Here is a 19,803-nt window from a genome sequence, read left to right on the forward strand (position 1 = left end):
GTGCGGGACTGGCTCTCACGGCCGCAGGGCGTCTCCTGTCGGGCATAGTTCCAGCCAACTACCCAGGTAAGTGACTCCGTGTTTCTCCATCCATTCCCTCGGAGCCGCGCTGTTTTCAGGCACAGCGTATCCGCCCTCACCGCTTATGACGATTTCGCCACCATCCAGCCCGTGATTGAGCAGCAGGTCAAGGTCTTCGGGGGCCAGCTTCTCCGTGTGAATGATCTCATCCCCGATGCGAATGGTTCCACCGTTGTTGGCCGCTTCAGCATGTAGGCAGGCTTCCTCGCGTACCCGGTCAGACAAGCCGTCCCGCCCGGTGATGACCGCCAATTTGAGATCCAGAGTGCGAAGTTCCGCCAGGAGGGCTGACGTTTCCACGTTCAGATTCTTGTCCTGATCGGGAATCAGCGTGCCGTCCAGATCGAAAGCGAGGAGCGCGGGACGGAAGGGGGGCAGCATTCAATCATGCTAGGGTCTGTAGGACAAGTAGGAACAAATCCTGAGCAACGACCCAGACGCAGAGCTATTCGAAGACGAGCCGCTCAGCACCTGACACTTCGGGAATTTGACGTGTGGGTGGTCGGGAAAGGCGTCCTGAGCAGCTCAAGGCAGACCCAGAAGGCCTTCCCGTCCCACCGCACGGCCTGACTCAGCACCTGCCACCCGATGCGCACCTGACTGACCACCGCCCGTCCCCGGTTGTCCTGCCGCTGTGGGCTCTCTTGCACGGTCTGCGCGCCCACCCGGGCCATCCACGCCAGCGCGACACACAGCAGCCCGAACAGCCGGGAGATCCGCTCAGGCGCCGTCATGTCCGTGGCCTCCAGGTTCAGCCCGCGGCCCTTCAACGACGAGAACGCGGACTCGATCCCCCAGCGGAGACGATACGTGCTCAGCACGTCCAGGAAGGGCAAATCCGAGGCGACGATCACCCTGTCCCCCGCGGGGGACAGGGTGATGACCACGTGCATCCATCCGCCGTACACCCAGGTGCGCTCGAAGAGCGTGCGAACTTCCCCCGGTTGCAGGGTGGTGAACAGATCTCGGGCCAGGTCATCCTCGATGCGGGTGTTCTCCCGGATGCGCAGGCACTGCCGGATGCGTTTCCAGCGCAGAAAACTGCACCACTCCTGCCCCACGAACTCCCGGTCCGCGATCAAGACGGCCCAGCGCTTGGCGGGCAGGACCTTGAGGACCCGGGCGACCAGGAGGATGCGGGCCGCGGTGCTGCTGTTGCCCTGGTGCGGTAAGATCGACCACACCAGGGGGATGACCGCGCCGCCAGAAGGGCGCCCAGGACCAGGATGTTCAGCGGGGTCTGGCCGTAGTGCCACGTCGTCCGGTCCATGCTCAGGGTGAGCTTGCCGTCGGGGAGCAGGGGAAGCAGGTGGGTTTTCAGGTGGGTCGCGAGCGTGTCAGCATGGAAGCGGGCAGAACCTTGGATCGTCACAGACCAAGATGCTGCTTTTTGTCATGCCGCACTGCGTTCAGGACGCCGTTTCTTGCGAAGTGTCAGGTGCTGAGGATGGGCCCTACATGCTGTCGGTCCTGGATGCGATCCGGGTCCCGGTGCCGGGTCTGGTCGACCTCGAAAGCGTCCATTCGTACGTCGCGTAGATCGGGCTAACGGAGCGCGTGTCTTCTGACAGCAATTGATGTGCCGAGGGATCCGCTGTGTGTGCCCGGAACGCGAAGATTCGAAGCGAACGCGACTCGAACGGAGGAGCGCGGGTGGAAGGCCACCAGCGTTTGACCATGCGGCTTACCGAGGACGGCAGGTGGTGGAGCGCTGCATCAACCGGATGAAAGATTTTCGTGCGTAGGCAACACGCTATGAGAAGCGCGGGCGTTGCTTTCTCGCGGTCGTCTTGGTCGTAGCGGTGATGCTGTGGCTCTCATCGATAAACAGACCCTGGGCCCGAGCCAGGTGGCCTGGCACCGTCGGGAGCCACTCCCCGTCCATCCACACCAGGACGTCTGGTCACAGCGCCTGGAGCAGGGACCGCGTCATCCAGTACGGAGCGCGGTCATTCACCGCGTCAGCCTTGGGGCCGCTTCCGCCTCCAGGGCCCGCCAGGCCGGCTGGCTCGGCCTCCCCCTTGCACTCAGCAGCGCCCGGGTGAGCTGCTCCGTGACGGGTTCCAGGGCGCGGAAGACGGTGGACCGGGCGAATTCCCGCGCGGGGGAGTCGGCCGGGCCGACCGCTTCGGTCAGGTCCATCGCGGCCGTGTCCAGCGGCCAGAGCACCACGTGCACCAGCTCGTGCACGATGGTCTCTTCCTCATCCCGGAAGGGCGTCTCGGACAGCAGCAGCAGGGCCGCCTTGTGCACGGGGTCGACCTTGATGTCCCCGCTCTGCCAGGGGCGCTTGAACGTCACGAGGTCCAGGCGAATCGTCCAGTCGCTGAGGCCCAGCAGGCCCTGCCACTGCCGGACCAGGGCCTCCAGCTGCTCCCGGCCCAGGCTCTCGAAGGTCGTCATGCTGGCCATTGTCTCCTGCGCCCCAGGCGCCGGACTGGTCAAGTGTGCAAGACGTCCTGCAGGAAGGACGTCGAGGGTAGACCCCGCTTTCCCTTGCTGCGGCCTGGTCACCTGGGGGACTGGTCCGCCCCAGCCTTGAATAAGCCTCGGAGGGCCGGCACGTACCGGTCCTTGGCGTTCCCCTGTAGCCGGGGCGGCGGCAGGGTCATGAATGCTGTCCACACCTGCACCGAGCTCAGGCTGGGAAGGTGCTCCCAATCCCGCTGAGGTAAGGGGCTGTCTGCGTAACTCACCGTCCACCCGGGCCAGCGTTCCCCGAGGAGCCGAAGGTGGGCCTCGCGCTCGTGCGGCACGGGGGGCAGATCGGGGCCACGTCCGCGCCCGGCGAAGGCAGCACCTTCACGTTCACGTTGCCTGATTCGGCCTGATCCGCACGGGACCTGCCCTGACCTGACGCCTGGACTCCGGTCAGCGGCTGACCATCAGGGCTTCCGTGGGCAGGATCTGCGCGTCGACGGCGGCGTCCAACAGGCACTCTGCATACGACCACAACGCCGGGAACGCCTCGAGACTCGACTGCTTGAGGCGCAGCAGGCGCTCGCGGGTCAGGTCAGGATGCCGATCCGTGCAGCCCACGCCACCGGCGCCCCAGGACAGCAGCATCGGCTGCAGGGCGTCAATGGCCCGGGCGAAACGCGCTTCCGGGGACTGCCGGGCTTCGAACTCCTGCCACAGGCCCTGCCAGTGGCCCCGCTGGTCGTCGGGCAGCACAGCGAACAGACGATCCGCCGCCTGCTGCTCACGCTGTGCCTGGTGGGCCTGCGCGTCACCCGTCACGTCGAAGAAGGTGTCGCCGGCGTAGATCTCGACCAGGTCATGCACCAGCAACAATTCCACCACCCGGTTCAGGTTCGTGCCGGCCGGCGCGTACTCGCCAAGCGTGAGGGCCATCAAGGCCACGTGCCAGGAGTGCTCGGCGCTGTTCTCGACCCGGCTGTCGTCGTGCAACCGGGTGGTCCGGTTCACGCGCTTGAGGTGGTCGCAGGTGAGGAGGAACGCGATCTGGTCATCCAACCGGGGCATGCGTCACGCTACCCGAGCGGGTCCAGGGCGAAGGAACGCGCGGCCACCTGACCGGGACGGCCCCCACTCCCGACGCAACTGAGGCTTCCAGAACGATTCCACTTGACGCCGGTCCAGGGGGTCTACGCTGGTGGTTCCGGGGTTTTTGCGGCCATCAAGTACGTGTCCAGCAGCGGGTAGACGTACCTTTTATTGTCAGGGACTGGGCCAAACGTCATCCGCCCGTACCGGCCACGGCGGCTGAGCCAGAAACGCTGTTGCGTCCAGTTGTGCCTCACGGCGTCAATGTCCCGCCACGACATGAGACCGCACCCCGCGACCTCGATGCCCTGCGCGCTGACCACGACCTCAGCCCATCCTGAAAACGCGGCGGGCCACCCCAGCCACTGGAACACCCGCCGACTGCCCCACCGCCACGCCAGCCAGAGGCTGCAGATCGTTCCCAGCGACATGAAGAAGAACTGAGCGAACTGTGGTCCCGCCGTCGTTCCGTCCAGGGGTTGTCCTGGTCGCGTGGCGAACGCGAAGAGCAGAACAAGCCAGAGGCCGAACAACACCCGCTCACTCCAGGGGGTTGACCAGTGGTGTTCCTCCACGTGCAGGGTGTGCGTGAACGAGGACGGCACCATCCCGACCATGCTAAGGCCACCGCGCATCAGAGTGGACCGTTGCGCCGAACAGCTCGGGCATGGGGAAAGGCTGCGCTGGTCCATGACCTCCTCAAGAAGGCGTGGGGAATTCAATGAGCACAGTGCGGTCCCAGTCCTCCTCACCCCACGTCTGCCTCTCCGCTCACCAGGGTGGGTCGAGGCGAGTCGCCTCCTCAGGGCCCCGTGCTGCGCGCGACCTCCGGACGAAGCAGCACTTCGGCCCCCGGTGCAGCCCGGTTCGGCTCGAACTCGAGAATCTGGTAGTCCGCGAGCTTGGCCTGCGCAAAGGGATCTTCCGCCAGTACCGCCTCGAGGTCCAGTCGGCCCACCCCGGTGGCCAGGATGACCCCGCCGGTCCGGGGCACCAGCGGCCCGGAGGCGAGGAAGACGCCTGCGGCGTACTGCCGGTCGAGAAAGGCGCGGTGGGCCTCCAGGGCCTGGTCGATGAGGGCGAGCGGCTGAACGTACTGCAGAACGACAAGAAACATGGGCACCCTCCGGGCCGCCTGGGGCGACGTGGCGTCATTGTGGCACCGGCCAGAGGCCCGAATTCACGTCAGGTCCTGTCGGGAACGGACAGTAGGGTCTGGTCATGTCGACCGCTGTTCAAGGAGAGATCTGCATTTAAAAACACACGATGCGAGCCCGCTCGACCCCGCCGCGCTCATTCGTGACGTGTATGAGAGGGCTGGCCTGGCCCTGTCGAGCCCCGTCATTCAAGAGCCGGAAAGCGTCGAATATGGCGCCTCAACCTTTGGCGTTGGCGGTCGGAACGTGATCTTTCGAGTGGCGAAAACGACCCCCACGAAACTCGGCCAGTTCGTCACGCTCTGGAAGCGCAACGCCATGACGGCTAAGATTGTGCCCTTCGATGCGAGCGACCCTGTCGACGGTGTGGTGATTCACAGTGCGTGCGGTGGAGAGCAGGGCCAGTTCATCTTCGACCAGAAGACCATGGTGGAGCGAGGGGTGTTTTCGGTCTCAGGGCAAGGTGGAAAGCGTGCTCTGCGCATCTACCCTCCCTGGAGCAACCCCCTATCGAGGGAGGCCGTGAAGACCCAGCAGTGGCAGCAGAGATCCTTTGTTTCTCTTTCAGAAGCGGGCGGCGTGGATTCAGCCCGTTTGAAGGAGCTTCTTGGCTGACGCCTCTTCAGAACGCGTCACGGGCACCAGGCAGATCCGCCCAGGCTGGCCTCCCCGTCATGAAAGCGGGCCTGCGCCAGTGGAATCAAGAGGTTCTGCCCGGATGAGTCTCACTGTGGCCGGCGGCGTCTGGGACGAGCCCTCCAGACGAAACCAGAGGCATCCCCCCGTTGAGCGTGACCGTGATTCGGTCCACTCGAAGGTCGGCTCCTGGTGGGTGGCGATTTTCGTCAGGCCCGTGGAGTGCCTCAGGGCAGGGTGCGCAGCTCCAGGGGCGGCAGTGGCCGGGTCATCCAGGCGCGCAACTCGTCCTTGCTGTGGCAGGCGTACACCGACCAGGTGCCCTTTGATGGGAGCTTGCGCTGCTGCTCGGGTCTCGCCGAGCACGCCTCACCCACCCCCTGAGCCATCGCGGCGTAGACCATGGCGGGGTAGATGTTGGGTTGGGTGACGCGCAGTAGGTCCACCACCAGGCGCTGCTCGTGGGGTGCGTCCTGTAGCGCGTCAAACGTCCAGGGATTCTTGGGCCGGGCTGACGCCGGCCCGGGGCGCGCGAAGGTGAAGCCCAGGGCCGTCAGCACGCCCTGGTTGACCTCGGCGCTCAGGCCCCACAGCACGGGGTCTTCTTCCACGTCGGCGCCTGGGGCCCCGAACGCGTAACGGTACTGCTCGGCGCCGCTTTCGAGGGTCTCGTGCTGGGTCCCCATCAGCGTGTAGCCGCTGCGGGCGATCAGGGCTTCGGCACCCGCCAGGATCGGCTCACCGGCGACCGGTGTGGGGAAGCTGGGCTCCGCCAGCGCCTTCGGGTTGAGCGCGGTGGTGGTCGCAGAGCTCTGGGTCTTCTGGCTGGCCTTGACGGCCGAGGTGGCCAGGGCGCCGGTCATGAAGGCGCCGAGAACGAGGGCGATGAGGGGGGCTCGCATAGGCATCAGCGCATCATAGGGGCGCGGGTCAGGCAGAGAGGACGCGTTTGCACGCTGCCAGCGGCGGCGCATGCAGGATGAACGCGAACCCTCTGCGCTCTTCGCGGGTGCCAGAACAAGGCGACCAGGAAGGCATTGCGGCCCAGTACGGCCTGTTTTCGCCCCTAAGGTGATTCAGTGTCGTCGGGGTCGTGATCGTCGAGGCAGTTCAGGCAGATGACGTAGATCAGCTCCGGAACGTACTGCTCGCATTCCGGGCACCATTCCTGCGTTTCGTGTTCGGTGGTGGGGCGGGGCTGAAGGGTGTGCTGGAGGAGTTCTGGGTCGGTGAGCAGGTCACGGAGCAGTTGGGTCACGGCAGCCTCCCGCTTCAGGATGGCCTGTGCAGGGCGTGGCGTGCAAGGTGGTCAGGGTTGACGGAACCGTGGTGGGCGTGGGCCAGGGCGGCGGTAGGCTGGGACCGAACATGGCTGACCTTAGTGACCGCAGGGACGTTCGGCGGGCCCTCGTGCACGTGCCCTCGCCGGACTGTGAGGGGGCCGGAGTCCGACTCGACATTCTGATGAGCGGCCTGGTGCGGTTGCAGGTGGTGTCGCCGGAAGGGGCCGTGCAGGCGTGGACGTGTGAGACGCTGGAGGAGGCCGGTCCGCTGGCGTCGGTTCATGTGCTGGACGACGCGCTCTGCGAGCAGTTTCTGTGGGAGTTGGACCTGATGGGCTTGCGTGGACCGTCCAGTTCCTCCGAGGGTTCTGGCAACTTAATCTCGGTAGGTTGGTGAGCTGTGAGTGATCGGAAGCCCTACCGCCACCGTTTTCCCCTCAGCGTGATCGGCTACGCTCTGCGGCTGTACCATCGCTTCCCCCTCAGCCAGCGTGACGTTCAGGAACTGCTGCACGAGCGTGGCATCGTGGTCAGTCACGAAACGCTGCGGCAATGGAACATCAAGTTCGCTCCCCTGCTGACGCAGGAACTGCGCCACCGGGAACCCCGCCGGGGTTCCCGGTGGTTCTTGGATGAGGTGTACGTCGAGATCGGTGGACAAAAACACTGGCTCTGGAGGGCGGTGGATGAGGAAGGAGCCGTCCTCGACATCCTGCTTCAGCCTCACCGGGACACAGTGGCCGCCCGAACCTTCTTCACCCGCCTGCTCGGTGAGTTTGAAGTCCCAGAGGCCATCCACACCGACAAGCTGTGGAGCTATGGCGCGGCTATGCGGGCACTTCCCGTGCTCCACAACGTGGAGCACGTCCAGGTCGTGTCTGCGGCCCGGTGCAACAACCTGATTGAGCAGTCTCATCGACCCACACGGCAACAGGAGCGAAGTCAACTGGGGTTCAAACGACGAGAGAGAACGCAGGAATTCCTTGCCCTGCATGCCCGAGTCTCGAACCTTCACCGCCACACCCGAACAACCGTTTCCGCCGGACTTCGACGACGCAACCAGACCGAGACACTTCGCCTCTGGCGAGAGGTGATGCAGCAGGTCGCTTGATTCTCAAGCGACCTGCTGTGCCCTTTCGGCCCCGCCGAGGTTAAGTTGCCAGAACCCCGCCGAGATTGAACTTGATCGGCACGGCACTCCCGGCCTTGACGGTGTTCACGACGCCGCTCATGTCGACCGTCTGGAAGAACCCGGTGAACGCGTACGTCACGTTGATGGGGAACGTGCCGCTGGCGATGTTGCCGGCGCCGTCGGTGGCGGTGCAGGTGGGGGTGGTGGTGCCGACCTTCAGGTGACTTCCGAGGGCCTCGCCCGGTACCTGGACCTGAACTGACGACCGTCACCTGCACATCGCCGCGCCGGGTCAGGCCGTGATGGTCACCTGAGCCGATCCGGGCTCCTGCGGCGCGTGCAGGTCCAGCAGCGCGAGTTCCGCCGGGCAGTCCCACCGCAGCGGCACGCCCGTCACGCCCAGCCCGCGCGACACGAAGCCCAGCGCCTGCCCGCCCGGCGTGACCCCCGGGGTGCCCTCGGCGGGGGACTGCACCACCCGGTCGCCCCGCACCCACCCGCGCAGGACGTTCAGCAGCGTGCTGCGCCGCTTCAGCGGCCCGACCAGCGGCAGGCGCACCTGCCCGCCGTGCGTGTGGCCACTCAGGGTCAGGCCCACCCACGCCGGGACCTGCGACAGGTAGTCCGGGTTGTGCGCCAGAAGCACCACTGCTCCCCCCGCGTGATCCCGCAGCGCGGCGTCCAGGTCCTGCTGCCCGAACCACCAGTCGTCCACGCCCGCCACGAACAGATCGTCCCGCACCTGCACGCCCGCGTTGTTGATCAGGCGCACGCCCACGCGGGTCAGCTGCTCGGCGAACTGCTGCCGCGTGGCGTTCGTGTTCAGGCTGGTCCAGTCGTGGTTGCCCCACACGGCGTACACGCCGAGCGGCGCGCGCAGCTGCGCGAGTTCCGCCAGGAGCTTCCCGTGCCGCCGCCGCCCGACCCCGCTGTCCAGAAAGTCACCGGTCACGACGATGACGTCCGGGCGTGCCGCGCGGGTGGCCTGCACCCAGCGCCGCACGGACCGGCGCCGCATGAACACGCCGTAGTGCAGGTCGCTCAGGTGCGCGATCAGCACGGGTCGCGTCAGGCCGGGCAGGGCGGCGCGGTGCGTGGTGGTCTGGAAGCGGTACGTGTTGGCCACACCCAGCGCCAGCGCGCCCGCTGCAGTCCAGCCGATGGTGGTGGCGAGAGCCCTGCGGAACATGCCGCCCAGCGTACTGGACGCAGGGGGCCCGGACCGTCACCGCGCGTGCCGACCGGCCCGCCGACCGGTCAGCGCCGTACCTGCACGGGCGGCGCGCCCCACAGCTGCCGCCGCAGGGACTCGCGTGCGCCCAGCAGCGCCCGGTCCAGGTCCGGTCCCCTGGTCGCCACGCCACGCAGCCACACCGCGCCGCCCGCGGATATGCCGGAGGCCAGCAGGCCCGGCACGCCCGGCAGGTCCGCCGGGACCGGGCCGCCCACGAATACCCCGGACGCCTGATAGTCCTGCCCGGCCCACACGCCCGGCGCGCGGGTGAATTCGCCCGGTAAGAGGCGCTGCCGGTCGAGGTACACACGCCGCCCCGCGACGCTCACCTGCACGCGGCTCTCGAACGACGCGAAGGCCAGCCGCTCGCCGGTCTGCACGCGGCCCGACGCGAGCGTCTCGGTCAGCGCGAACTGCGCGCCGACCTCCAGCTCGGCCGTCAGGGTTTGCGCGAACGCGCTGTCCGCGAAGGGAATCGTGCGTTCCGGGTGGAATTCCAGCCGCGCGCCCGCCGCCACCTGAAACCGGATGTCCTGTGTGGCGGGCCGACCGTCCGGCGACGGCTGAACGCGCGTCGCGGACTGCGTGAGGATCAGCACCCGCGCGCCGCCCTCCACCGTCACGCGGATCTCGGCGTGATCGCCGCCCAGCACGCCCCCGGTCGGATTCACGATGAAGACCATCAGCGTCCCGCACGGCAGTTCGAAGGGCCGGATGACCATCAGCGGTGCCTTCTGCGTATCCCGCAGCAGCGCGGTGCGCCCGCCCCGCACCCCGAAGTGCAGGTGCAGCACACCCGTGCGCGTGCGGGCCAGCAGGCCTGGGCCGTCGCTCCCGGAACGCAGGCTCAGACCGGTGCTCCCTGCCAGCCCAGCCGGGGCGGCGGCACGTCCCGGAACAGCAGGTCATGCTCGATCCACGCGATCACGTCCGCCAGTCCCTCGCCGCTCTTGAGGTTCGTGAACACGAAGGGCCGCACCTCGCCGCCCACCGTGCGCCCGGCCCGCGCGTCGGCGTCCATCACGCGCAGGTCCGCCCCGACCAGCGGCGCGAGGTCCGTCTTGTTGATCACCAGCAGGTCACTGGCACGCACACCGGGCCCGCCCTTGCGCGGGACCTTCTCGCCGCCGGACACGTCCAGCACGAACATCCACGCGTCCACCAGCTCCGGGGAGAACGAGGACGCCAGATTATCCCCGCCAGACTCGATGAACAGCAGGTCCAGGCCGGGGTAGGCCGCGCTGAGGGCCTCGGCCGCCTCCTGATTCAGCGAGGTGTCCTCGCGGATCGCGGTGTGCGGGCAGCCGCCCGTCTGCACGCCCCGGATGCGGTCGGCGGGCAGCGCGGCCGCCGCCGTCAGGATCCGCTGGTCCTCGAAGGTGTAGATGTCGTTCGTGATCACGGCCAGCTCGTAGCGGTCCCGCAGCGCGCGGCACAGCGCCTCCAGCAGCGCCGTCTTGCCGCTGCCGACCGGGCCGCCCACGCCGATCCGCAGGGGAGAGGAGGGGTTGAGGTGGGTCATGGGGTCTCCTTGAGGTTCAGGTCGGGGAGGGTCACGTCTGGAAGAGTCGCGCGTTCAGGCCGGGCTGCTCACTGGCGGCGACGTCCAGGTGCTGGGTAAAGGTGCAGAGGTCATCCGGCGTGGCGTGCAGGGCCGCGTGGATGCACGCCTGCGCGGCCGGTTCACAGTGGGCGGCGCAGCGCTGGGCGTCCAGCCCACCGAGTTTCATCAGGCGCGTGGCGGAGGTGGCGCGGCCCAGCAGCCAGCCGCTCACGAACGCCGTGACGGTGTCCGCGCGCGGCGTGCAGAGGGCGTGCCCGAGCACGCCGAAGGTGATCGCGTGGTGCCGTGTGGTGGGCAGGGTCGCCACGACGTCCGGCCAGAGGTGCGTGGCGGCTCGGCGCAGGTTCGCGCCGACCCGCGTGCTCGACGCGCGCAGCCCCGGCACGAGCTTCAGGTCGTCCAGGAGGTCGTCCAGCTCCGCCAGCGTGCCGCGGTCGGCGCCCCACGCCAGCGCACAGGCTGACGCGTCCTGCGCCCCCCACCCGTGCGTCAGTTGCCCCGCCAGAAATGCCGTCAGGTCGCCGGGCGTGCGGACCTCGCCGCGCTGCGTCAGGGTTTCCAGACCGTCACTGAACGCGTAGGCACCGGCCGGAAAGGCCGTGTCGGCCAGCTGCAGCAGCCGCAGCAGGCTCATCCCGCGTGCTCCCAGCTGGGACGGCCGTGAAAGGCGCGGAAGTCCCGCGTGAACGGCACGCCCAGCCGCGTGAGCAGCAGCTCCAGCGGCGCGTCCCACAGCGCCAGGAACGCCGGGCCGTCCGTCACGAGGTCCCGGTGCAGATTCCCGACCGCGTGGCCCAGTGCCGCCGCCTCCGCCAGGGTCCGGGGGTGAATCACCGCGACGTCCTCCGAGGCGGCCACCACCACGTACTGCACGCCCGCCTGCTCATGCAGGCACGTGCCCGGCGTCAGGACCGTGCCGGTCGGGTAGGCCAGGCGCAATTCCACACCGTCGGGCGCCGTCAGGCGGCGGCGCACCCGGCGGCGATCCACGGCCGTCATCGGCACCGTCACCGGCACGGCCGCGCCGCCGGGGCCGCCGGGTGCGGTGGCTGCGGGCAGCAGCGGGCGGCGCAGCCCGGTCAGGCGGGTCACGTCGGCTCGCCCCGCACGAACGCGAACCACGCGTCCAGGCCCGCGCCGCTGCGGCTGCTGAGTTCGATCACCGGCACGCCGGGCCGCGCCCGGTCGATGTTCTCCCGGCACAGGTCACGGTCGAACCCCACCGCGTCCGCCAGGTCCATCTTCGTGATCACCACCACGTCCGCCGTGTTGAACATCGTCGGGTACTTGAGCGGCTTGTCCTCGCCCTCGGTCGTGCTGATCAGCACCGCGCGGGCCGCCTCGCCCAGATCGTACGAACTGGGGCACACGAGGTTCCCCACGTTCTCCAGGAACAGCACCTCCAGCCCCGCCAGATCGAAGCGCGGCAGCACCGCCTGCACCATCGCCGCGTCCAGATGGCAGATGGTGCCCGTGACGATCTGCTCGGCCTGCGCGCCGTGCTGCCGCAGCCGCGCCGCGTCGTTCTCGGTCGCGAGGTCCCCCACCGCGACCGCCATGCTCATCTGCCCCGCCAGGTCCCGCAGCGTGCGCTCCAGCAGCGCCGTCTTGCCTGCACCGGGACTGCTGGCCAGATTGATGGCCCGCACGCCCGCCGCCGTGAAGGTGGCGCGGTTCTCGGCCGCCGTGTGGTCGTTCGCCTTCAGGATGTTCTGCCGCACCGTCACGATGCGCGGATTCGCTACCGTCATACGTCCTCCAGATCAGGTTCCACCAGTTCGAGCTCGTCCAGCTCCAGTTCATCGCCCGCCAGCAGCGTCGGCGTCGGCGCGCCGCACTCAGGGCAGCGCAGACCCCGCGTCACGTCCAGCGTCACGCGCCCATGCACCGGGCACTCGCCCACGCCCGGCACCGTCACCACGCTCAGGCGCGCGCCCTCCAGCCCCGTTCCCGCCGCGCACGCCGGAAAGGCCGCCGTCAACGCCTCCGGCACCACGCTCGACCACTGACCCACCCGCACCGTCAGCGCCGACGCCCGCGCCGCGCCGTGCTCACGCAGCACCTCCGACGCCACATCGATCAGTGACAGGGCAATGGACGCCTCATGCATGTCCGCCGCCCCCCGGCCCGCGCAGTACAGTGCCCGCATGGGCCTCCACGACGACCCCTTCCACGTTCAGGTCACCAAGAGCGGCCTGCTGCGCATCTCGCGCGGCGGCACCGTCGTCGTCGAAGTGGGCGGCGAGCGCGCCACGACCCTGCGCGCCGCCCTGAACGGCGCTCCCGACGAGGACGCCCGTCAGCAGCTCCTCGCCCGCGCCACCGGCAACTACCGGCGCGGCAACGAACGCCAGTCCCGCCAGAACCGCTGACGCAGGGGCGGCCCGCATCAGAACAGGAAGTACCGCTGCGCGAGTGGCAGGTCGTCGAGGGGTTCGCACGTCACGACCTCGCCGTTCACGCGCACCTCGTAGGTTTCGGAATTGACGTGAATGTCGGGCGTCTCGGCGTTCAGGATCATGTCCCGCTTGCCGATGTCGCGGGTGTGCTGCACGGCGCTGTAGCGGCGGCCCACGTCCGGCAGGTTTCCTTCCTGCAGGCTGGCCTGCGAGACGAAGTGCAGGCAGGTGGCGTCCGGCCCGCCCCCGTGCGCGGCAAACATCGGGCGGGGGTACACGGGCTGCGGGGTGGGGATGCTGGCGTTCGCGTCGCCCATCTGCGCGGCGACCACCAGTCCGCCCTTGATCACCAGCGCGGTCTTCGCGCCGAAGAAGGCGGGTTTCCATAGCACCAGATCGGCCAGTTTGCCGACCTCCACGCTGCCGACCTCGTGCGCGATGCCGTGGGCGACGGCGGGGTTGATGGTGTACTTGGCGACGTACCGCCGGGCGCGCAGGTTGTCCGCGCGGGTATCTGCACCCAGGCCGGGGATGCCGAGGGGGCCGCGCTGGAGTTTCATCTTGTGCGCGGTCTGCCACGTGCGGGTGATGACCTCGCCCACGCGGCCCATCGCCTGACTGTCGCTGCTCATCATGCTGAACACGCCCAGATCGTGCAGGACGTCCTCGGCGGCGATCGTCTCGGGGCGGATGCGGCTCTCGGCAAAACTCACGTCCTCGGGAATGCGCGGGCTGAGGTGGTGACAGACCATCAGCATGTCGAGGTGCTCGTGGATGGTGTTCACCGTGAACGGCATAGTCGGGTTGGTGCTGCTCGGCAGGACGTTCGGCAGGCCCGCGACCTTGATGATGTCCGGCGCGTGCCCGCCCCCGGCGCCCTCGGTGTGGAAGGTGTGGATGGTGCGGCCCGCGAACGCCCGGATGGAGTCCTCGACGAACCCCGACTCGTTCAGCGTGTCGGTGTGGATGGCGACCTGGATGTCGAAGTCCTCGGCGACGCTCAGGGCGGCGTGGATGGCGGCGGGCGTGGTGCCCCAGTCCTCGTGCAGTTTCAGGCCCAGCGCCCCGGCGCGGATCTGCTCCGCCAGCGGAGGCTGCGTGCTGGCGTTCCCCTTGCCCAGCAGCCCGAAGTTCAGCGGCAGGCCCGCCAGGGATTCCAGCATGCGGTGAATGTGCCACTCGCCCGGCGTGCAGGTCGTCGCCGACGTGCCCGCCGTGGGGCCGGTGCCGCCGCCGATCATGGTCGTCACGCCCGACTCCAGCGCCGTCCAGCACTGCTGCGGCGCGATGAAGTGAATGTGCGTGTCCACGCCGCCCGCCGTGAGGATGTGTCCCTCACCCGCGATGATCTCTGTGCTCGCCCCGATCGTTAGGCCGCTGGTCACGCCGTCCTGCGTGCCGGGATTCCCGGCCTTCCCGATGGCCGTGATGCGCCCGTTCTTCACGCCCACGTCCGCCTTCACGACGCCCCAGTGGTCGAGAATCAGCGCGTTCGTGATGACCAGATCGGGCACGTTCGCGTCCTGGCGGGTGGCGGTGCTGCTCTGCCCCAGGCCGTCGCGGATGACCTTCCCGCCGCCGAACTTCACCTCCTCGCCGTACGTGGTGAAGTCCCGCTCCACCTCGATCAGCAGGCCCGTATCACCCAGGCGGACGCGGTCGCCCACCGTGGGGCCGTACAGGTCGGCGTACTGCTTCCGGGTTACACGCATGAGGAAACCTCCGGTTGGGTCGAAGGTGAACCCCTCAGTCCGCTTCGCGGCCAGCTCCCCTCTCCTGCGGAGCTTTGCAAGTCAAGGGGAGCCAACGAGCACATCCTTGCCTCCCCTTGAGGGGAGGTGCCCGCAGGGCGGAGGGGTTTGCGCGGCACGCACCCGCTCATTCCGCCCCCCCAAATCCCTGTTCCCTGGCCCGCCCGAGTGCAGCGTCTTTCATGCCCGTGTCGTCCAGTTCGCCGCTGACCAGCGCGTTCATGCCGTGCACTTCGCGGGTGCCGCCCAGCGGCACGAGTTCGATGTCGCGTTCCTCGCCGGGTTCGAAGCGCACCGCGGTGCCGGCGGGGATGTTCAGGCGCTGGCCGTACGCGGCCTCGCGGTCGAAGTGCAGTCCGGCGTTCACCTCGAAGAAGTGGAAGTGACTGCCGACCTGGATGGGGCGGTCGGCGCGGTTGGCGACGGTGAGGGGCGTGACGGGCCGCCCGGCGTTCAGTTCGATCTCGCCGTCTTCCAGCAGGTACTCGCCGGGCACGACGCGGCTGGCTGCGCCGCGGATGGGGTCGTGGATGGTCACCAGTTTGGTGCCGTCAGGGAAGGTCCCCTCGACCTGGATGTCGTGAATCAGTTCGGGCACGCCGTCCATGACGTCGTCCGGGGTGAGGAGCGTGGCGCCCCAGCTCATCAGGTCCTCGACATGGCGGCCGTCGCGGATGCCCTCCAGAACGGCGGAGGTGATGAACGCCACGGCTTCCGGGTGGTTGAGTCTCAGGCCGCGGGCGCGGCGGCCCTGGGCAAGCTGGGCGGCGGCGTGGATCAGGAGTTTGTCGCGTTCTCGTTCGGTGAGTTGCATCCCGGCGGGGCCTCCTGGGTGGGTGTGGACGGTTGTGACGGCTTGTCAGGGTGCAGCGTACCCGTCCAGGCGTCAAGGAACGCTCGTTTTTCTAAACAACTTGCATGTCGGGGGGCGGGGTCACTTCTATAGTTCGCCCATCTGCGCAATCTGTTAAGAAAATCTTGAACAAAACGCAGAAAAAGACTACCATCCACCGCAAGGCAGCGCCGGTGCGTGCAACGCGCACCCAGAAGGAGACCCTCATGAGCAAGCTCCGTTCCGTCTGCACCACCACCCTCAGCCTCGTTCTCGCCGCCGCCAGCAGCGCCAGCGCCCAGGGCGCCGTGAAGGTCGGCATCCTGCACTCGCTCACCGGCACCATGGCCATCAGCGAGATCACCGTCGCTAACGCCGCGCAACTCGCCATCGACGAGATCAACGCGGCGGGCGGCGTGATGGGCAGGAAGATCGTGGTCGTCAAGGAGGACGGCGCCAGCGATTGGCCGACCTTCGCCACCAAGGCCGAAAAACTCCTGACCCAGGACAAGGTCGCCACCGTGTTCGGCGGGTGGACCAGCGCCAGCCGTAAATCCATGCTCCCGGTGTTCGAGAAGAATGGCGGCCTGCTGTTCTACCCCGTGCAGTTCGAGGGCAACGAGTGCAGCCCCAACATCATCTACACCGGCGCTCAACCCAACCAGCAGGCGCTGCCCGCCCTGGAATGGGCGCTGAGCAAGGGCTACAAGAAGATCTTCCTGCTCGGCAGCGACTACGTGTACCCGCGCACCGCCAACCTCATCCTGAAAAAACACATCACCGCGAAGAAAGCCACCCTGTCCGGCGAGGAGTACGTCGCGCTGGGCGGCACCGAATTCAGTTCTGTCATCAACAAGATCAAGGCCGCCAAACCCGACGTGATCATCAACACCCTGAACGGCGACTCCAACGTGTCGTTCTTCAAGCAGTACCAGGCCGCCGGGTACAAGGCCAGCACCCTGCCCGTAATCTCCTTCTCCATCGCCGAGCAGGAAGCGCAGGCCATCGGCACGGGGCTCCTGAACGGCCAGTACGCCACCTGGAATTATTTCCAGAGCCTCCCGAACCCCGCCAACAGAAAGTTCGTCGCCGCGTACCAGAAGAAATACGGCAAGGATGCCGCCATCACCGACCCCATGGCGCACGCGTACATGGACGTGTACCTGTGGAAGGCCGCCGTCGAGAAGGCCAAGTCCTTCGACCCTATGGCGGTCCGCAAGGCCATCGTGGGCATCAGCATGGACAGCCCACTCGGCAAGATCACCGTCGCGCCCAACGGCAGCCTCACGCAGGCCGTGTACACCGGCGTCTCCGGCGCCGGCGGGCAGTTCAAGGTCGTCGCGCAGAGCAAGGGCGTCGTGAAACCCGAACCGTACGACACGCTCGCCTTCCCCGGCAAGACCTGCCCGTAAGCCGCCCCGGCTGAGTGGGACGCGGGAGGCAGCTTCACGCTCCTTCTGCGTCCCGCTCACCCTTTCGAGGAGGGAAGATGGACTTCACGTTTATTTCCGGTCAGCTGTTCACGGGTCTGTCGGTGGGCAGCATCCTGCTGCTGGCCGCGCTGGGCCTCGCACTGAGCTTCGGGCTGATGCGCGTGATCAACATGGCGCACGGCGAATTCCTGATGGTCGGCGGATACCTCACGTACCTCGCGGCGCAGTGGGCCGGGCCAACCCTGGGCGACGCGTGGCTGTGGGCAGCGTTCCCGCTGGCGTTCCTGGGCGCGGCCCTGCTGGGCGCCGTCATGGAGTTCACCGTCATCCGCCGGCTGTACGGCCGCCCACTGGACACGCTGCTGGCCACGTTCGGCATCAGCCTGATCCTCCAACAGGCCGCGCGGCAACTGTTCGGCAGTACCGGCGTGCCCGTCACCGCCCCCGCGTGGCTGGGCGGCGCGCTGCAACTGGGCGACGTGACCCTGCCGTTCGTGCGGCTGTTCGTGATCGCGCTGGCGCTGATCGTGCTGGGCGGCATGTGGTGGCTGCTGAATCGCAGCCGCTTCGGCATGCACGTCCGCGCCGTGAACCAGAACCGCGAGATGGCGGCCGCGCTCGGCGTGAACACCCGCTCGCTGGACCTGCTGGTGTTCGCGCTCGGCGCGGGCGTGGCGGGCGTGGCGGGCGTGGGCCTCGCCCTGATCGCCCCGGTGAACCCCACGGTGGGCGCGGCGTACATCGTGAACGCCTTCCTGGTGGTCGTGGTGGGCGGCGTGGGCAGCGTGCTGGGCGGCGCGGTCGCGGCCGTGCTGCTGGGCTTCGTGACCGCGCTGGCCGAGGGCTTCACGAGCGTCAGTCTCGCGCAGGCGATCCTGCTCGTCCTCATCGTGGCGTTCCTGCAGTGGAAACCGCGCGGCCTGATTCCCACGAAATCACGGGCACTGGAGGAAGCGTGATGAAGCTGTCTACCTCCACCATGGCCGTGATCGCCGTGCTGATCGCCCTGGCGTTCGCGCCGCTGTACCTGGGCGCGTACCCGCTCACGCTGCTGGGGCGGGTGCTGGCGCTGTCCATCGCGGCGGTCGGCGTCATGGTCGTGTGGGGCCGCGCGGGCATCCTGAGCCTGGGGCAGGGCCTGTTCTTCGGGCTGGGCGGGTACGCGCTCGCCATGCACCTGAAACTCGTGGCGACCCCCAGGGGCGAACTGCCGGACTTCATGCTGTACAACGGCGTGGAGGCATTGCCCTGGTTCTGGGCGCCGTTCGCGAGCGCGCCGTTCGCGCTGGCGATGGTGCTGATCTTCCCGGCAGCGGCGGCCGGACTGGTCGCGTGGCTGATGTTCCGCCGCCGGATCACCGGCGTGTACGTGAGCATCATCACGCAGGCGCTGCTGCTGGCGTTCGTGACCTGGCTGAACGGCTCGCAGGGCCTGACGAGCGGCACGAACGGCATCACGGACTTCCAGACGTTCCTGGGCGTGAACCTGCGCGGCCCGGACGTGGCGAACGGCCTGTACTGGGTGACGCTGCTGTTCGTGGCGCTCGCGCTGGGCGGCACGGCGCTGTTGCTGCGCACGCCGTTCGGGGCGATTCTGACCGCCATCCGCGACAACGAGAACCGCACGCGCTTCCTGGGTTTCAACCCGGCGGCGTTCAAGATCGCGGCGTTCATGCTGGGCGGCCTGCTCGCCGGCGTGTCCGGCGCGCTGTACACGCTGCACCTGGGCACCATCTCGCCCGCCATGATCGGCACGGCGTTCAGCATCGAACTCGTCGTGTGGGTCGCGCTGGGCGGCCGCGCCAGCCTGATCGGCGCTGCGGCCGGGCTGGTGCTGGGGCAACTCGCGAAAGACCGGATCTCCAGCGCCGCGCCGGACGCGTGGCTGTACGTCATGGGGTCGCTGTTCGTGCTGGTCGTGCTGGTGATGCCGCAGGGCGTGGCCGGACTGATCCGGAACCGCCGCCGCGCGCCCGCGCCCGCGCCCGTGCCCCAGAACCCGGTCACACGCGAGGTGAGCGATGCCGTCTGACACCCATGAAGCGCTGCTGGACGTGCGGGACATCACGGTGTCCTTCGACGGCTTCAAGGCCATCACCAACCTCAGCCTCAGTGTCCCGAAGGGCAGCCTGCGCGTGCTGATCGGCCCGAACGGAGCGGGCAAGAGCACGCTGCTCGACACCGTGATCGGCAAGGTGCGGCCCGACACCGGCGAGGTGCGCTTCGCCGGGCAGGTCATCTCGAAGTTGCCGGAGCACCGCATCGCTGCTCTCGGCATCTGCCGCAAGTTCCAGGCGCCCGGCGTGCTGGAAGGCCTGAGCGTCCGCGAGAACCTGCTGCTCACCGCCCGCCGCGACAAGGGCGTGCTGGGCATCCTGAAGGCCCCCACCCGCGCCGAACAGGACCGCGCCGACGAGCTGCTGCACCTGACCGGCCTGACCGCGCGGGCCGATGTGCCCGCCGCCTCGCTGGCGCACGGCGAGAAGCAGTGGCTGGAGATCGGTATGGTCGTCGCCGCCGACCCGCAACTGCTGCTGCTGGACGAACCCACCGCCGGCATGACCGCGCAGGAGACCGCGCAGACCGCCGCGCTCATCCACACCCTGGCCGGGCGGCACACCGTGCTCGTCATCGACCACGACATGCATTTCGTGGAACTGCTGGACGCGCCGATCACGGTGCTGCACCAGGGACAGGTGTTCCGCGAGGGCGACCTGCACACCCTGCGCGCCGACCCGGACGTCATGGAGATCTACCTGGGAAGACCCAGGGAGCTGATGGCGCATGGCTGAAC

Annotated in this window: 24 protein-coding genes and 3 pseudogenes; 9 read left to right on the forward strand and 18 right to left on the reverse strand. The window is 68.1% G+C overall.

Annotated features, from left to right (window positions below):
* Window positions 1–15: 15 nt before the first annotated feature.
* Both IEY69_RS18450 and IEY69_RS18455 read right to left on the reverse strand, forming a co-directional pair.
* Window positions 16–462 carry an HAD family hydrolase gene (locus tag IEY69_RS18450; protein ID WP_189074609.1) on the reverse strand — a complete coding sequence of 149 codons (447 nt, stop codon included), beginning with the start codon at window positions 460–462 and terminating at the stop codon, window positions 16–18.
* Window positions 463–545: 83 nt separating this feature from the next.
* Window positions 546–1,390: pseudogene (locus IEY69_RS18455) on the reverse strand (IS4 family transposase); the annotation flags it as partial.
* Between the two features lie 131 nt (window positions 1,391–1,521).
* Between IEY69_RS18455 and IEY69_RS21840 the strand changes: the two are divergent.
* Window positions 1,522–1,898 (forward strand): annotated as a pseudogene (locus IEY69_RS21840) (transposase); the annotation flags it as partial.
* A 136-nt stretch (window positions 1,899–2,034) separates the two neighbouring features.
* Here IEY69_RS21840 and IEY69_RS18460 read toward each other — a convergent pair.
* The 3 genes from IEY69_RS18460 to IEY69_RS18470 all read right to left on the reverse strand — a co-directional run bounded on the left by IEY69_RS18460 (window position 2,035) and on the right by IEY69_RS18470 (window position 4,705).
* Window positions 2,035–2,484 carry a hypothetical protein gene (locus IEY69_RS18460; protein WP_189074610.1) on the reverse strand — a complete coding sequence of 150 codons (450 nt, stop codon included), beginning with the start codon at window positions 2,482–2,484 and terminating at the stop codon, window positions 2,035–2,037.
* A 468-nt stretch (window positions 2,485–2,952) separates the two neighbouring features.
* On the reverse strand, window positions 2,953–3,567 hold the full coding sequence (locus tag IEY69_RS18465) for an HD domain-containing protein (protein WP_189074611.1): 615 nt from the start codon (window positions 3,565–3,567) through the stop codon (window positions 2,953–2,955).
* 823 nt (window positions 3,568–4,390) lie between these two features.
* The gene (locus IEY69_RS18470) at window positions 4,391–4,705 is read right to left on the reverse strand and encodes a YciI family protein (protein WP_189074612.1); all 315 of its coding nucleotides are present in this window, start codon (window positions 4,703–4,705) and stop codon (window positions 4,391–4,393) included.
* A 187-nt stretch (window positions 4,706–4,892) separates the two neighbouring features.
* Between IEY69_RS18470 and IEY69_RS18475 the strand changes: the two genes are divergently transcribed.
* Complete coding sequence (locus IEY69_RS18475; RefSeq protein WP_229784107.1) at window positions 4,893–5,360, forward strand: MepB family protein; 468 nt, start codon at window positions 4,893–4,895, stop codon at window positions 5,358–5,360.
* Window positions 5,361–5,608: 248 nt separating this feature from the next.
* On the opposite strand, the gene IEY69_RS18480 is transcribed toward IEY69_RS18475, so the two are convergent.
* Window positions 5,609–6,289, reverse strand: a complete 681-nt coding sequence (locus tag IEY69_RS18480) for a hypothetical protein (protein ID WP_189074614.1) — start codon at window positions 6,287–6,289, stop codon at window positions 5,609–5,611.
* A gap of 158 nt (window positions 6,290–6,447) precedes the next feature.
* Entirely contained in the window at window positions 6,448–6,639 is a 192-nt protein-coding gene (locus tag IEY69_RS18485) for a hypothetical protein (RefSeq protein ID WP_189074615.1), read from the reverse strand.
* A 206-nt stretch (window positions 6,640–6,845) separates the two neighbouring features.
* Between IEY69_RS18485 and IEY69_RS18490 the strand changes: the two genes are divergently transcribed.
* Window positions 6,846–7,061 (forward strand): hypothetical protein, encoded by a 216-nt coding sequence (locus IEY69_RS18490; protein ID WP_189074616.1) that lies wholly within the window; start codon window positions 6,846–6,848, stop codon window positions 7,059–7,061.
* A gap of 3 nt (window positions 7,062–7,064) precedes the next feature.
* A complete protein-coding gene (locus IEY69_RS18495; protein WP_189074617.1) occupies window positions 7,065–7,775 on the forward strand; it encodes an IS6 family transposase in 711 nt (236 codons plus the stop codon).
* Window positions 7,776–7,815: 40 nt separating this feature from the next.
* Here the strand turns inward: IEY69_RS18495 and IEY69_RS18500 are convergent, their stop codons facing one another.
* From IEY69_RS18500 to IEY69_RS18540, 9 genes and pseudogenes are all read right to left on the reverse strand, one after another.
* Complete coding sequence (locus IEY69_RS18500) at window positions 7,816–7,935, reverse strand: PxKF domain-containing protein (RefSeq protein ID WP_189074618.1); 120 nt, start codon at window positions 7,933–7,935, stop codon at window positions 7,816–7,818.
* 9 nt (window positions 7,936–7,944) lie between these two features.
* A pseudogene (locus IEY69_RS22135) lies at window positions 7,945–8,025 on the reverse strand (hypothetical protein); the annotation flags it as partial.
* A gap of 63 nt (window positions 8,026–8,088) precedes the next feature.
* Window positions 8,089–8,985: a metallophosphoesterase gene (locus tag IEY69_RS18510; protein ID WP_189074619.1), complete on the reverse strand. Its 897-nt coding sequence runs from the start codon at window positions 8,983–8,985 to the stop codon at window positions 8,089–8,091.
* Window positions 8,986–9,053: 68 nt separating this feature from the next.
* Complete coding sequence (locus IEY69_RS18515) at window positions 9,054–9,824, reverse strand: urease accessory protein UreD (RefSeq protein ID WP_229784108.1); 771 nt, start codon at window positions 9,822–9,824, stop codon at window positions 9,054–9,056.
* 53 nt (window positions 9,825–9,877) lie between these two features.
* Complete coding sequence (gene ureG / locus IEY69_RS18520) at window positions 9,878–10,552, reverse strand: urease accessory protein UreG (protein WP_189074620.1); 675 nt, start codon at window positions 10,550–10,552, stop codon at window positions 9,878–9,880.
* 31 nt (window positions 10,553–10,583) lie between these two features.
* Complete coding sequence (locus IEY69_RS18525) at window positions 10,584–11,228, reverse strand: urease accessory protein UreF (RefSeq protein WP_189074621.1); 645 nt, start codon at window positions 11,226–11,228, stop codon at window positions 10,584–10,586.
* Window positions 11,225–11,686, reverse strand: a complete 462-nt coding sequence (locus IEY69_RS18530) for an urease accessory protein UreE (protein WP_189074622.1) — start codon at window positions 11,684–11,686, stop codon at window positions 11,225–11,227. The genes IEY69_RS18525 and IEY69_RS18530 overlap by 4 nt, the downstream gene beginning before the upstream one ends.
* Window positions 11,683–12,345, reverse strand: coding sequence for a hydrogenase nickel incorporation protein HypB (gene hypB / locus IEY69_RS18535; RefSeq protein ID WP_189074623.1), 663 nt, complete (start codon window positions 12,343–12,345; stop codon window positions 11,683–11,685). Before hypB ends, IEY69_RS18530 begins: the two co-directional genes overlap by 4 nt.
* Window positions 12,342–12,743 carry a hydrogenase maturation nickel metallochaperone HypA/HybF gene (locus IEY69_RS18540; protein ID WP_229784110.1) on the reverse strand — a complete coding sequence of 134 codons (402 nt, stop codon included), beginning with the start codon at window positions 12,741–12,743 and terminating at the stop codon, window positions 12,342–12,344. Before IEY69_RS18540 ends, hypB begins: the two co-directional genes overlap by 4 nt.
* Here IEY69_RS18540 and IEY69_RS18545 point away from each other — a divergent pair.
* The gene (locus IEY69_RS18545) at window positions 12,742–12,966 is read left to right on the forward strand and encodes a hypothetical protein (protein WP_189074624.1); all 225 of its coding nucleotides are present in this window, start codon (window positions 12,742–12,744) and stop codon (window positions 12,964–12,966) included. The two genes, IEY69_RS18540 and IEY69_RS18545, sit on opposite strands and share 2 nt — an antisense overlap.
* 17 nt (window positions 12,967–12,983) lie before the next feature.
* Here the strand turns inward: IEY69_RS18545 and ureC are convergent, their stop codons facing one another.
* Both ureC and IEY69_RS18555 read right to left on the reverse strand, forming a co-directional pair.
* Window positions 12,984–14,705: an urease subunit alpha gene (gene ureC, locus IEY69_RS18550; protein ID WP_189074625.1), complete on the reverse strand. Its 1,722-nt coding sequence runs from the start codon at window positions 14,703–14,705 to the stop codon at window positions 12,984–12,986.
* A 166-nt stretch (window positions 14,706–14,871) separates the two neighbouring features.
* Complete coding sequence (locus IEY69_RS18555; protein ID WP_189074626.1) at window positions 14,872–15,558, reverse strand: urease subunit beta; 687 nt, start codon at window positions 15,556–15,558, stop codon at window positions 14,872–14,874.
* 245 nt (window positions 15,559–15,803) lie between these two features.
* Between IEY69_RS18555 and urtA the strand changes: the two genes are divergently transcribed.
* The 4 genes from urtA to urtD all read left to right on the forward strand — a co-directional run bounded on the left by urtA (window position 15,804) and on the right by urtD (window position 19,801).
* Window positions 15,804–16,988 (forward strand): urea ABC transporter substrate-binding protein, encoded by a 1,185-nt coding sequence (gene urtA, locus IEY69_RS18560; RefSeq protein ID WP_189074627.1) that lies wholly within the window; start codon window positions 15,804–15,806, stop codon window positions 16,986–16,988.
* Window positions 16,989–17,065: 77 nt separating this feature from the next.
* Window positions 17,066–17,968, forward strand: coding sequence for an urea ABC transporter permease subunit UrtB (gene urtB / locus IEY69_RS18565; protein ID WP_189074628.1), 903 nt, complete (start codon window positions 17,066–17,068; stop codon window positions 17,966–17,968).
* Entirely contained in the window at window positions 17,968–19,041 is a 1,074-nt protein-coding gene (urtC, locus tag IEY69_RS18570; protein WP_189074629.1) for an urea ABC transporter permease subunit UrtC, read from the forward strand. Before urtB ends, urtC begins: the two co-directional genes overlap by 1 nt.
* Window positions 19,031–19,801, forward strand: coding sequence for an urea ABC transporter ATP-binding protein UrtD (gene urtD, locus IEY69_RS18575; RefSeq protein ID WP_189074630.1), 771 nt, complete (start codon window positions 19,031–19,033; stop codon window positions 19,799–19,801). Before urtC ends, urtD begins: the two co-directional genes overlap by 11 nt.
* The last annotated feature ends 2 nt before the right edge of the window (window positions 19,802–19,803 follow it).

Source organism: Deinococcus sedimenti (assembly GCF_014648135.1).
In the GTDB taxonomy this organism is placed as follows: domain Bacteria; phylum Deinococcota; class Deinococci; order Deinococcales; family Deinococcaceae; genus Deinococcus; species Deinococcus sedimenti.

Excerpts from the sequence above, each read along its gene's own strand:
- ureC (WP_189074625.1), bottom strand. The coding sequence starts at position 14,705 with ATGCGTGTAACCCGGAAGCAGTACGCCGACCTGTACGGCCCCACGGTG.
- IEY69_RS18540 (WP_229784110.1), bottom strand. The coding sequence starts at position 12,743 with ATGCGGGCACTGTACTGCGCGGGCCGGGGGGCGGCGGACATGCATGAG.
- urtB (WP_189074628.1), top strand. The coding sequence starts at position 17,066 with ATGGACTTCACGTTTATTTCCGGTCAGCTGTTCACGGGTCTGTCGGTG.
- IEY69_RS18490 (WP_189074616.1), top strand. The coding sequence starts at position 6,846 with ATGAGCGGCCTGGTGCGGTTGCAGGTGGTGTCGCCGGAAGGGGCCGTG.
- urtC (WP_189074629.1), top strand. The coding sequence starts at position 17,968 with ATGAAGCTGTCTACCTCCACCATGGCCGTGATCGCCGTGCTGATCGCC.
- IEY69_RS18525 (WP_189074621.1), bottom strand. The coding sequence starts at position 11,228 with ATGAGCCTGCTGCGGCTGCTGCAGCTGGCCGACACGGCCTTTCCGGCC.
- IEY69_RS18470 (WP_189074612.1), bottom strand. The coding sequence starts at position 4,705 with ATGTTTCTTGTCGTTCTGCAGTACGTTCAGCCGCTCGCCCTCATCGAC.
- urtD (WP_189074630.1), top strand. The coding sequence starts at position 19,031 with ATGCCGTCTGACACCCATGAAGCGCTGCTGGACGTGCGGGACATCACG.
- urtA (WP_189074627.1), top strand. The coding sequence starts at position 15,804 with ATGAGCAAGCTCCGTTCCGTCTGCACCACCACCCTCAGCCTCGTTCTC.
- IEY69_RS18555 (WP_189074626.1), bottom strand. The coding sequence starts at position 15,558 with ATGCAACTCACCGAACGAGAACGCGACAAACTCCTGATCCACGCCGCC.
- IEY69_RS18450 (WP_189074609.1), bottom strand. The coding sequence starts at position 462 with ATGCTGCCCCCCTTCCGTCCCGCGCTCCTCGCTTTCGATCTGGACGGC.
- IEY69_RS18510 (WP_189074619.1), bottom strand. The coding sequence starts at position 8,985 with ATGTTCCGCAGGGCTCTCGCCACCACCATCGGCTGGACTGCAGCGGGC.
- IEY69_RS18465 (WP_189074611.1), bottom strand. The coding sequence starts at position 3,567 with ATGCCCCGGTTGGATGACCAGATCGCGTTCCTCCTCACCTGCGACCAC.
- hypB (WP_189074623.1), bottom strand. The coding sequence starts at position 12,345 with ATGACGGTAGCGAATCCGCGCATCGTGACGGTGCGGCAGAACATCCTG.
- ureG (WP_189074620.1), bottom strand. The coding sequence starts at position 10,552 with ATGACCCACCTCAACCCCTCCTCTCCCCTGCGGATCGGCGTGGGCGGC.
- IEY69_RS18480 (WP_189074614.1), bottom strand. The coding sequence starts at position 6,289 with ATGCCTATGCGAGCCCCCCTCATCGCCCTCGTTCTCGGCGCCTTCATG.
- IEY69_RS18545 (WP_189074624.1), top strand. The coding sequence starts at position 12,742 with ATGGGCCTCCACGACGACCCCTTCCACGTTCAGGTCACCAAGAGCGGC.
- IEY69_RS18460 (WP_189074610.1), bottom strand. The coding sequence starts at position 2,484 with ATGACGACCTTCGAGAGCCTGGGCCGGGAGCAGCTGGAGGCCCTGGTC.